Annotated in this window: 10 protein-coding genes; 4 read left to right on the top strand and 6 right to left on the bottom strand. The window is 54.0% G+C overall.

From position 1 onward, the window contains the following. The first annotated feature begins 111 nt into the window (after positions 1 to 111). From WM46_RS04210 to WM46_RS04195, 4 genes are all read left to right on the top strand, one after another. Positions 112 to 690 carry a fimbrial protein gene (locus tag WM46_RS04210; RefSeq protein WP_102601513.1) on the top strand — a complete coding sequence of 193 codons (579 nt, stop codon included), beginning with the start codon at positions 112 to 114 and terminating at the stop codon, positions 688 to 690. Positions 691 to 786: 96 nt separating this feature from the next. Beyond that, entirely contained in the window at positions 787 to 1,479 is a 693-nt protein-coding gene (locus tag WM46_RS04205) for a molecular chaperone (protein WP_102601512.1), read from the top strand. 15 nt (positions 1,480 to 1,494) lie between these two features. After that, positions 1,495 to 4,032 carry a fimbria/pilus outer membrane usher protein gene (locus WM46_RS04200; RefSeq protein WP_102601511.1) on the top strand — a complete coding sequence of 846 codons (2,538 nt, stop codon included), beginning with the start codon at positions 1,495 to 1,497 and terminating at the stop codon, positions 4,030 to 4,032. Next, positions 4,029 to 5,165, top strand: coding sequence for a fimbrial protein (locus WM46_RS04195; RefSeq protein WP_061077835.1), 1,137 nt, complete (start codon positions 4,029 to 4,031; stop codon positions 5,163 to 5,165). The genes WM46_RS04200 and WM46_RS04195 overlap by 4 nt, the downstream gene beginning before the upstream one ends. A gap of 45 nt (positions 5,166 to 5,210) precedes the next feature. Here WM46_RS04195 and cheZ read toward each other — a convergent pair whose 3' ends face one another. The 6 genes from cheZ to tar are packed head-to-tail and all read right to left on the bottom strand — an operon-like array spanning position 5,211 to position 11,512. Continuing rightward, entirely contained in the window at positions 5,211 to 5,855 is a 645-nt protein-coding gene (gene cheZ, locus WM46_RS04190; protein WP_061077836.1) for a protein phosphatase CheZ, read from the bottom strand. Between the two features lie 10 nt (positions 5,856 to 5,865). After that, positions 5,866 to 6,255: a chemotaxis response regulator CheY gene (gene cheY / locus WM46_RS04185; RefSeq protein WP_042318379.1), complete on the bottom strand. Its 390-nt coding sequence runs from the start codon at positions 6,253 to 6,255 to the stop codon at positions 5,866 to 5,868. 17 nt (positions 6,256 to 6,272) lie between these two features. Further along, the gene (locus WM46_RS04180; protein ID WP_061077837.1) at positions 6,273 to 7,322 is read right to left on the bottom strand and encodes a chemotaxis response regulator protein-glutamate methylesterase; all 1,050 of its coding nucleotides are present in this window, start codon (positions 7,320 to 7,322) and stop codon (positions 6,273 to 6,275) included. Next, positions 7,319 to 8,185 (bottom strand): protein-glutamate O-methyltransferase CheR, encoded by an 867-nt coding sequence (gene cheR / locus WM46_RS04175; protein ID WP_061077838.1) that lies wholly within the window; start codon positions 8,183 to 8,185, stop codon positions 7,319 to 7,321. The genes WM46_RS04180 and cheR overlap by 4 nt, the downstream gene beginning before the upstream one ends. A gap of 19 nt (positions 8,186 to 8,204) precedes the next feature. Further along, positions 8,205 to 9,806 carry a methyl-accepting chemotaxis protein IV gene (tap, locus tag WM46_RS04170; protein ID WP_102601510.1) on the bottom strand — a complete coding sequence of 534 codons (1,602 nt, stop codon included), beginning with the start codon at positions 9,804 to 9,806 and terminating at the stop codon, positions 8,205 to 8,207. A gap of 44 nt (positions 9,807 to 9,850) precedes the next feature. Continuing rightward, positions 9,851 to 11,512, bottom strand: a complete 1,662-nt coding sequence (tar, locus tag WM46_RS04165; protein ID WP_102601509.1) for a methyl-accepting chemotaxis protein II — start codon at positions 11,510 to 11,512, stop codon at positions 9,851 to 9,853. Between the last annotated feature and the right edge of the window lie 14 nt (positions 11,513 to 11,526).

The following is an 11,526-nucleotide window of genomic DNA, read 5'->3' as shown; positions in this document are numbered from 1 at the left end:
CACACTTTATTTTAATAACTATATTATTCGCGTATTAGCCCCCCTTGTTCTAAGGACAATGAAGCTAATATAAATCCGCACTGGCATTATGCAACTAAGGACGACGTACTCATGACCAGAAAAATAACGTTACTTTCAAGTTTGATATTAGCACTTTCAGTAACAACCGTATACGCGGAAGACACGATACCCTCGGCGACCATCCACTTCACCGGCAGCGTGATTGTGCCTAGCTGTGAGTTTGATAATGGCGGCGAACAAACGGTCACATTAGGTTCCTTCCCGACCACTGACTTTCCTGTTGTCGGAGCGGAGGCCACCGGCACATCATTCACAATTACTTTAAATAACTGTCCAACGCCAACATCCTCCCTGGACAGAGTTCAAATGACCTTTACCGGCCCAACCGTTACGAGTCATCCAGAACTGTTACAGGTCAGTAAAATAACAACCGAGGATGCAGGTGATACTGCGGCCACCAACATCGGGATTGCCATTAACCTCGGCCTGGAATCCTCAACCAGTAAGCTCAAGCTCGATGGCACGGATGAGCAGATTTATATTGATTTGCCACCTGCCACTGATACACAAATATCACAGGACTTTTTTGCCTGCTACGTTGCTTACGCCATCCCGGTAACTGCTGGCCCTGCCGATGCAGATATGGTGGTAAATCTTCTTTATCGATAATTGGAAATACTGTTTCTAATTGGATAACCATGGTTTCAAATCAGGGATCATGATCTGTCCCGCCACAGATCATGATTTGTTTTATCAGGACACTATATGCGCAAATTATTACAGCTTCTCATTGTCGTTTTCGTATTTTCTGGCGGTATCAGCGCTGCTCATGCGGGCGGAGTTCAAATAGGAAGAACTCGTGTTATTTATAATGCGAATGATAAGGAGGAAGCATTACCCATCATAAATAAAGGCGCAGACACCCCCTGGTTGGTTCAATCCTGGGTTGATACCGGTGACGGAAAGACGCGTGGGCCTTTTATTATTACCCCACCACTGTTTCGTCTCGACCCGCAAAAAGAACAAAGCCTCCGTATTATCTGGTCCGGCGTTCCGCTACCAGAAAACAGAGAATCGCTGTTCTATATCAACGTAAGGACCATTCCGGCCAGCGATAAGGCGAATAAAGATTCAAACATGTTGCGCCTGATTTACAAAACCCGATTGAAATTATTTTTCCGCCCGCAAGGATTGAAGGGTACACCCACTGAAGCCTGCCGTAATCTAACCTTCACTCGTGACGGGAAAACGTTACGCGTTAACAACAATTCAAACTACTACATCGTGTTCGATTCTTTATTTATGGCAAATACCGCCATTCCGGGGGCCGACACCGTCTCTCCAGCCAGTACTGTTGCGCTCCACCTTCCCGCCAATACCGCAAGCCAAACCGTCACCTGGCGCTGCATCAGCGATTACGGCAATGCCAGCGAAAAATTCTCATTTTCGCTTAAGTAGGAGTAGCGAATACAGATGATTAATCAACGGTGGCTGGCTGTATCATTAAAAGCGCCCGCCTGGCTTCCCTGCCTGGGTGGAGTGCTGTTAATAGCCTCCGATTTGCTATATGCCAGAGATTTTTACTTTTCACCTACTGCGGTGGACAGTGATGTCACATCGACCATCTCCGATCTGTCGATTTTCTCAAATCCTAAAGCGCAGCTTCCCGGCCGATATCCTACGTATGTCAGGCTGAATAACCAGCGGCTGGAACAACGTGAACTGAACTACATCAATGGCGCGGATGGCGCACTTGAAGCCCAGCTATCCCCGGCCATACTGCGCAAATGGGGAATAAAAGTGGATGACTACCCGGAACTGCTGAAACTGCCGCCGGATGCCCCACTCCCACATCCTCTCGGCTGGTATATTCCGGCGGCAAGTTCGGTGTTTAATTTTTCCACCCAGACGCTCGATCTGAGCCTGCCGCAAAAATCCCTTGAACAGCACAGCGCTGGCTTTGTTGATCAATCCCGATGGGATAACGGTATTCCCGTCGTTTTCAGCGATTACACATTCAGTGGTCATGAAAATTCGGGATCGAATAATGCCGACAATAGCCAGTATATGAATCTCCGCAGCGGCGCTAATCTTGGCGGTTGGCGGGTACGCAATTACTCCACGTGGAATCATACGAGTCGCGATAACACCTGGCAGAACATCGCCAGTTGGGTACAGCATGATGTTCGCATCCTGAAAGCTCAACTGACAGGCGGGCAAAGTAGCACCAAAGGTGAAGTCTTTGACAGCCTCCAGTACAGCGGCATCAACCTGGCCTCCGATGAGGATATGCTACCCACCAGCGAACGCGGGTTTGCACCGGTCGTTCGCGGCACAGCGATGTCCAATGCCGTCGTCACCATCAGGCAAAATGGCTACATCATTTATCAGTCCAACGTCCCGCCCGGTGCATTTGAAATCAGTGACCTGTATGCCACCTCCAGCAGCGGTGATATGGAGGTCACGATCAAAGAAGCTGACGGTACCGAACATCAGTTCACCCAGCCTTGCTCAAGCGTCGCTCTGATGCAGCGACCATCACATCTCCGATTCGAAGCCACCGCCGGACGCTATCGGGCTGACAACAGCAGCGGTGATAGCGAACCGGCGTTCGCCCAGGGCTCTGCAATTTATGGTGTCAACAACACAGTGACCGTCTATGGCGGTACCACTTTTGCCCCAAATTACACGGCAGCGGTGGCTGGTGCCGGAGTCAATCTGGGGCAGTTCGGGAGCCTTTCTGCCGACGTTACCGTGGCAAAAACGTCTCCGGAGGACGGAGAGGATCATCAGGGGCAATCCTGGCGATTGCTGTACACCTCGAATATCGAAGCGACGCAGACCTACTTTACCCTTGCCAGCTATCGTCACTCCAGCAGCGGGTATTACTCGTTTGCAGATGCAAATCATCTCGATAATCATGACGATCAGGATAACTGGAGTGATGATTACAACAAGCGAAATCGGCTACAGCTCAGTATCAACCAGCCTGTAGCCGGCGGTACATTTTACGTCAGCGGTTATCAGCAGGATTACTGGGGAACCAACAAGAAAGAGCAGAATATCAACGCGGGTGCCAGCTATCAGTTCCGCTACTTTAGCTATCATATGAATCTGAGCTGGAATGACTCACAGGGCGGTAACAGTGACAGAGTCGTTTCCGCAGGGATCAGCATTCCATTGAGCAATTGGTTAGCGGAAAGCTGGGTTAGCTATGACATCAGCAACAATAAAGACGGCGCAACAACGCAGAACGTTGGGTTAAATGGCACGTTGTTGGACGATCGCAGCCTGAGCTACAACATTCAACAAAGCCGCAGCAATCGCTCGCCTGCCGACAGCAGCAACTTTTCCACCAACTGGCGTTCACCTTTCAGTACGCTAAACGCAGGATATTACAGCGCATCAGGCGGGAGTCGGCAGTTAAGCTATGGCGCAAGCGGTGCTGTAGTTGCCCATCCGCATGGCGTGACGCTCTCCCAACCGCTCGGTAATCAGTTCGCCATCGTCAATGCCGATGGCGCTTCCGGGATCAAATTCCAGAATCAATACGGCATTCGTACCGACTGGTGGGGAAACGCCATTATTCCTTCACTTGCGGCCTATCAGGAAAACAGAATCGGCCTGAACACTACCTCATTGCCGGATGACGTCGACAGCAGCGATACCGCGGTGACAGTCGTCCCTTCACGCAATGCTGCCGTGGAGGCGCACTTCGCGGCGCATACCGGCTATCGCGTACTGTTGACGCTAACGCTACCCGATGGCCATCCCGTCCCCTTTGGCGCAATGGCAATGTCTACCGATAAACAAAGCAGTGGAATCGTTGACGATCGGGGCCTGCTTTACCTGTCCGGCGTCGCAGATAACGCCCAGGTGAACATTCAGTGGGGAACGTCCTCACAGCAACGTTGTGTTGCCCACATTCAGTTTCTTTCACCAACACAGAACGCCAGTCCAGGGAAAATTAAGATCTTAAACGCCCTGTGCCAGCCAGGGAGCGGTACATGATTTATAGACGCTATGTCCTGTTAATGCTCAGGGTCGTGTTAACGGCCCTTTTTGCTACGAACATTTCCTGCCATGCAACGAATATCGTGCTCAAAAATTGTTTTCAGGCGCCGGAAAATTACTACGTCAACGGAAGCGACGAGCTGAGCTCAACGGAGAATCAGCAGGGTAAGTCTATCGCCATGCTCAACTCTGTGCTCGGAAGTGGCGCCCCATTAACAGCGCAATGTGATTGCACGGCGGCGCTCACAGGCAATTCGGTCATCTCGGATATTGTTTACGTCACAACGCCGCTACGCAGTGGTTCAACCACAGGATACGGCTATCTGACCGATAAACTGGATATTGACGTTGATGCCTATACCGATACCGAGAATGCGACTGCCATCTATATCCCCATTAACACTTATCCATCATCGTCACCGATAGCAAAAGCAGAACCAAATACGTCCATAGAATCAGAAAGCTCGGTTTGCAGGCCGGGAACTCAACCCGTTCCGGGAACGCCGCAGCGACAGTTTTTGTGGAGCATGATGTCGGCAAGGTTTTACATCAAATCGCCGATCCTGGGCGTGGAAACGATACCCGAAACGGTGGTGATACAGACTGCAGTCTGTATCTATTCCGGAGGCGGTTGCTCGGCCAGCCTTTCGCAACCCGTGTCGAATATCTTACTTTCCGGCACCTTAAGTGCCCCGTTAGGCTGTACCATCAACGCGGGAAGCACTATTGATATCGCACTGGGTAATGTGATTAGCACAAACTTCGTTCACCAGGGGATTCCACCACAGGGCTATGCGCTTAAAAATGTCGACATTACCTTCCACTGTGATAGCGCAGCGGTGAGTAACTCGGATAAGATCAAACTCTCATTGTCAGCCGACCAGGGCGTCAGCGATGGAGAAAGCGGTCTTATCGCCAAAATGGTCGATCGTGATGACATCGGGGTGCGGATGTACGACAGTAACAGCAACAGTATTCGTCTGGATGGTAGCGCTGAGTTTCCTGTAACGCTGGACTCGCAGGGAAATGGTTCGATAAAAATGCAGGCAGCTCCAGTGGCGACCACGGATAATATCCCTGCCGGTGGTAATTTTGAAGGCAATGTGACGGTAAAAATGGACATCAAGTAGTCTGGCTTGTTAAGCAAAATGGCCCGCAAGCGGGCCATTGTCATATCAGAACCCCAGGCTATCCAGCAAATCGTCCACCTGGTCCTGGCTTGCCACCACACCGGCTTTACTGGTATCAACCTGCGGGCCATTGAGCAGGCTGTCGCTTTCGCGTTTAGGTCGGGAACCCTGCTCCGGGATATTTTCCAGCAGTACCATCAGTAGCTGACGTTCGATCTCCTGAATCACATCCATCATGCGCTTGATCACCTGACCGGTCAGATCCTGGAAGTCCTGCGCCATCATGATGTCGAGCAACTGCGCGTTGGTAAAACTGGTATGCCCGGGCACATCGCCGAGGTATTTTCGGGTGTCCGTCACCAGCTCGCGGGCGTCAGAGAGTTCAATCGGGTTTTCAAACCACTCATCCCAACGCTTGCTCAGCGCCTTCGCCCCTTTCTCCATTTCGTCCTGATGCGGCTGAGAAGCTTCAACGCTGTTCAGGGCGCGCTCAGCCGCCTGCGCGGTCATCTGTACCACATAGTCCAGACGGTCACGGGCATCGGGAATGGCTTCTGCCGCTTCGGCGATGGCCTGGTCCAGTCCCAGTTCGCGCAGACTGTCACGCAGCATGCGGGTCAGGCTACCAATGCGGGCAATGATATCCCCGGCAGAATGTTCATCTACGGGTTTAATCGATGGTTGCATCATGGTCAGCCCCTTACATGCCCAGTTTCTCAAAGATTTTATTGAGTTTTTCTTCCAGCGTCGCCGCGGTGAACGGTTTCACCACGTAGCCGCTGGCACCGGCCTGCGCTGCGGCGATGATGTTCTCTTTCTTCGCTTCTGCCGTCACCATCAGCACCGGCAGTGAGGACATCCCGCCGTCCGCGCGAATGGTTTTCAGCAACTCAAGACCGTCGATGTTCGGCATGTTCCAGTCGGAAATGACAAAGCCAAACCCACCTGCCTGCAGTTTATTCAACGCATCCGCGCCATCTTCGGCCTCTTCCACGTTGTTAAATCCCAATTCCTTAAGCAGGTTACGCACGATGCGACGCATGGTGGAAAAGTCATCCACAACCAAAAACTTAAGCTCTTTATCCGCCATAAAAAATTACTCCTGATTCAAATACGTATTGCCTGTCCGGCACTGATTTTCGCCAGCATCTGCTGGCTAACCTGACTAAGATCGACCACTTCGCTGACGCCACCCATATTGATGGCTTCGCGCGGCATGCCGAACACCACACAACTTGCTTCATTTTGCGCAATCGTCCAGGCGCCCGCCTGGTGCATCGCTAACATTCCGGCGGCGCCGTCGTTGCCCATTCCCGTCAGGATCACCCCGACGGCGTTGCGCCCCGCATGAATCGCTACCGAATGAAACAGCACATCCACAGACGGCCGGTGCCGGTTAACCGGCGGGCCGTCATGAATTTTGATTTGATAGTTTGCCCCGCTGCGCGCCAGCTCCATGTGTTTATCGCCCGGTGCAATGTAGGCATGGCCTGGCAGAACACGTTCGCCGTCCTCCGCCTCTTTCACGGCTATCTGACACAGCTTGTTCAGACGCTCGGCAAACGAGCGGGTAAAACCGGGCGGCATATGCTGCGTAATAATGACCGCCGGACTGGAGAGCGGCAGCGGCTGCAGCACATGGCGAATCGCCTCAGTGCCGCCCGTCGAGGCACCAATCGCAATCAGCTTTTCCGAACTGAGCAGCGGTCCCGCCTTTAAGGTGACCGGCGCCGCAAGCGGTTTATGGGCGGTCAGACGTGCGCGTGACGCCGTGCGCACTTTCTCCGCAATCATCTCGCTGTAGGCCAGCATCCCTTCGCGGATCCCCAACTGCGGCTTAGTGACAAAATCGATCGCCCCCAGTTCCAGCGCCCGCAGCGTCACTTCCGACCCTTTCCCCGTCAGCGACGACACCATCACCACCGGCATCGGACGCAGCCGCATCAGCTTTTCAAGAAAATCGAGGCCGTCCATCCGCGGCATTTCAACGTCCAGCGTCAGCACGTCAGGGTTGTATTTCTTGATCAAATCCCGGGCGACGAGCGGATCGGGTGCGGTTGCCACCATCTCCATGTCGCTATAGCTGTTAATAATTTCGGTCATGATTTGGCGCATCAATGCAGAATCATCGACCGACAATACCCTGATTTTACTCATGCTTTACCCTTACTTAGCGCATAAACCGTTTGCCCGCGCAGGCTAAAGTCGCGCACGAGGTTACTAAAGTTCTCTGAATGCCCGGCAAACAGCAGACCATCAGGCTTAAGAAGAGGGACAAAACGGCGCAGGATGTCCTGCTGCGTCGTTTTATCGAAATAGATCATCACATTGCGGCAGAAAATGGCGTCGAATGGTCCCGGCACGTTGTACTGCTTATCGAGCAGGTTAATCACGGAAAACTCGACGTGGCTTGCCAGTTCCTGACGCACACGCACCAGCCCATCATGAGGACCAGTTCCGCGCATGAAATAGCGCTGGAGCTGCTGCGGCGACAGGGTCTTCAGTTCGTCCAGCCGATAAATCCCGCTGCGGGCCTTTTCCAGTACTTCGGTGTCGATATCGCTGGCAAACACCTTCCAGCGCCCCGGTGCCGTCCCCAGCGTATCGGCCAGCGTAATGGCGATACTGTACGGTTCTTCACCGGTCGATGCCGCTGCGCTCCAGACCCGGTATTCTCCGCTGTGACGACGGGCGCTTTCCGCCAGTACCGGAAAATGGTGCCCTTCGCGGAAGAAGGCGGTCAGGTTAGTGGTTAACGAATTGATAAAAGCCTGCCACTCTGCGCTGCTTTGATTCGCTTCCAGCACGCTGAGATAGTGACCAAAATCATCCAGCCCCAGCGTACGCAGACGACGGACCAGGCGGTTGTAAACCATATCCCGCTTGTGGTCCGCCAGCACGATCCCCGCGCGCTGGTAGATTAATTGACATATCCGACGAAAGTGCGCGTCGGACAGCGCAAGGCGCTGGGTCATCTGTAACAATAATGACGTTTGCCCGTTGGGCAGAGATGATGTCATAGCGCCTTCTCAATCACATTCAGGATACAACGGGCACAGCCTGTGGCGGTGCCGATTCTTGGTGTGTTACAACCTGTTCTTCAAGTTTGAATACTGCCACGCGGGCGGACAGCGTGTCGGCCTGATGCGCGAGTTGGTCGGTCGCGGCGGCTGCTTCTTCCACCAGTGCGGCGTTCTGTTGCGTCACCTGATCCATCTGAGTGACCGCCTGCGCCACCTGCTCGATCCCTCTGCGCTGTTCGTCTGACGCCGAGGCAATCTCGCCCATGATGTCGTTGACCCGGGTGACCGAACTCACGATTTCCGTCATGGTGTGGGCAGCCGTATCGACGAGTTGCGATCCCTGGTGGACACGGTTCACCGACTCTTCAATCAACCCTTTAATCTCTTTCGCCGCCTGGGCGCTGCGACTCGCGAGGTTACGCACTTCTCCGGCTACCACGGCAAATCCACGCCCCTGTTCGCCAGCTCGCGCTGCTTCAACCGCCGCGTTGAGCGCCAGAATGTTGGTCTGGAAGGCAATACCATCGATCACGCCAATGATGTCGCCAATCTTTTGCGAACTGGCGGCAATCGCCTGCATCGTACTGGCGACTTTGCTGGTCTGCTCGCCGCCGGTCTTCGCCGTATCGGCGGCGCTTTTTGCCAGCCCGGAAGCCTGGCGCGCATTGTCGGCGTTCTGACCAACGGTAGCCGTCAACTGCTCCATGCTGGCCGCCGTCTGCGCCAATGACGCCGCCTGCTGCTCGGTGCGTGAGGAGAGATCGTTATTGCCCATCGCGATTTCAGAAATCCCGGTATGCATCGCCAGACTGCCCTGACGCACGTCGCTGACGGTTTCCCGCAGCGCCTGTTGCATCGCCTTCAGGCTGGCAAAGATCGCCGAAATCTCATTACGTCCGTAAACCGCAATCGGTCGCGCCAGGTTACCCTCGGCAATGCTGTCAAAATGGCTGCCGACAATCGCCAGCGGCTGGACGATCATTTTGCGCGACCAGTACAGTGCTCCGGTAGTTAACAGCGCGGCAATAATCACCATGCTGATAAAAATCGCCGCCGACATGTGGTAATTGTTTTTACTCTGTTGCCCCGCCACCACCAGCACATGGTTAATGTTCTGCTGCCAGGCGTTGAAGTTCACATCAAAGGCATCCTGCGAAGCCTGCACCGGCGCGGTCAGAAAGTCTGACAGCTGGTTATTCTCAAGCCAGGTGGCCTGATGCTCCAGATCGCTGTGCCACTGGGTGAAGCTTTTCTCCGCTGCGTCCTGCAAGGCTTTCCCCTCCTGGGTATTCGCCTCTATCGCCCTGAAGCTGTTAAACAGCGAGCCGGACTGCGCCAGGCTTTCGCGCGCGATGACCATCAGGCTTTTGATGTCATCGGGCGGATAGCTCAGCGCCGTTAATGTCCCGGCCTTGTTGAGGGCGGTACTCGCCTGTAATAAAACGGTGCGCGTTTGCGCCAGCGCCGCGCGTTGCTGATTACTCTGCTCGACCTGATTCAGGCTCTGAAAACCGTCCCGAAATGCCCAGAAAGACAAGCCATTACTGCCAATCTGCAATACACCGCAGAGGATCAAAATCAAAAACAGCGTGGTCGAGATTCGAATACGATTAAACATCAACGCTCCCATCAGGCGGCAACGGCCGCAGTGTTAAATTTCGGTCAAAATGTTTCCCAGTTAGTATCGTGCTCCATGCTTAACGAGGGCTTCTGCGCGCTGCGAGGCGCGTCAGCAGAAGTCCGTTCTTCTTTGGTTTTTACCGCATAAGGACGCGCGGCAAGGCGAAATGCGGATACCGCCATCGTCAGACGGCTGGCCTGTTCTTCCAGCGCGGCCGCGGCGGCTGCGGATTCCTGAACCAGCGAGGCGTTTTGCTGCGTCACGCGGTCCATTTCAGAAACCGCCAGCGCCACCTGATCGATACCGCGGCTTTGTTCATCAGAAGCCGAGGCAATTTCGCCCATAATGTCGGTCACGCGGGTCACCGCATTGACGATATCGTTCATGGTCTCGCCCGCGCTTTCGACCAGCACGGAGCCGGTATCCACGCGGGAAACAGAATCTTCAATCAGCGCTTTGATCTCTTTTGCCGCCTGCGCACTGCGACTGGCCAGGTTACGTACTTCACCAGCGACCACCGCAAAGCCACGCCCCTGTTCGCCTGCTCGCGCGGCTTCCACCGCGGCGTTCAGCGCCAGGATGTTGGTCTGGAAGGCAATACCGTCGATCACGCTGATAATGTCGGCAATTTTCTTCGAGCTACCGGCAATTTCATGCATCGTTTTGACGACGTTATCCACCACTTTGCCGCCGTGCTGCGCGGTTTCCGACGCGCTCTGCGCCAGTTGCGACGCCTGTCGGGCATTGTCGGCGTTCTGTTTCACCGTCGCGGTCAACTCTTCCATGCTGGCCGCCGTCTCTTCCAGCGCCGACGCCTGTTGTTCGGTCCGCGATGAAAGATCGGTGTTACCGGTGGCGATTTCCGTGGTACCGGAGTAGATGGCATCGGAGCCTTCGCGCACCTGGGTGACGGTTTCCACCAGCGAGCGCTGCATGTGATCAACGCTGCTTGCCAGTTCGCCAATCTCATTACGTCCGGCGACGGTCAGGGTGTTGGTCAGATTGCCGCCGGCGATTTCGCGAATATGGGCGATGACCCGGGATAGCGGGTTGAGCAGGGTGTGACGAATGCCGTACCACACCACCACCAGGATCAGCACCAGCGCCACCGCCAGAATGGCAAGTTGCCACTGCGCAAACTGGTAGTCGCGCGCGCTTTCATCAAATGCCTGGCGATAGAGTTTTTCGCTGACGCTGGCGTACTTACTCTTCGCGTCGCCGAGTCCGTTTTGCATTCCCTGCGTGGGTTGCGCGAAAAACGCATCCATGTTGCCGCTTTCCAGGAACTGCACCAGTTCGGTTAATCCGGCAAAATATTTCTGATATTTTTCGTCCACATTGCTGCTGACCTCCGCCATCTCTGGCAGCGGATCGATAGATTTAAACCTGGCGTAGTGCTCCGCCGCCTGAGTGAGAGAATTTTTCGCGCTCTTCAGCAGATCGTTTTTTGCGCTACTCTGCTGATTGTTGGCGTCCATCATCATGCGTGCAGAGGAACGACTGAGGTTGATACGTGTTTGCAGCATCAGATCCCATGTCGAGGTCAGTTCACTCTGCTGTTGGCGTAGATCGTTGGAAATAACAAAACTTTTTTGATTCTGCTGTAAAGACGAAAACAGCAAACCACCAGAGACAAGCTGTAGCAGTGCGAAAACCCCCAGCACCATCATCAGCATTGTGACAACGCGGATACGGTTAAACATAAGGCACCTTCCTG

The sequence above is a fragment of the Citrobacter freundii complex sp. CFNIH2 genome (assembly GCF_002880615.1).
GTDB lineage: Bacteria > Pseudomonadota > Gammaproteobacteria > Enterobacterales > Enterobacteriaceae > Citrobacter_A > Citrobacter_A amalonaticus_F.
This window is presented reverse-complemented; position numbering and strand designations above follow the sequence as displayed.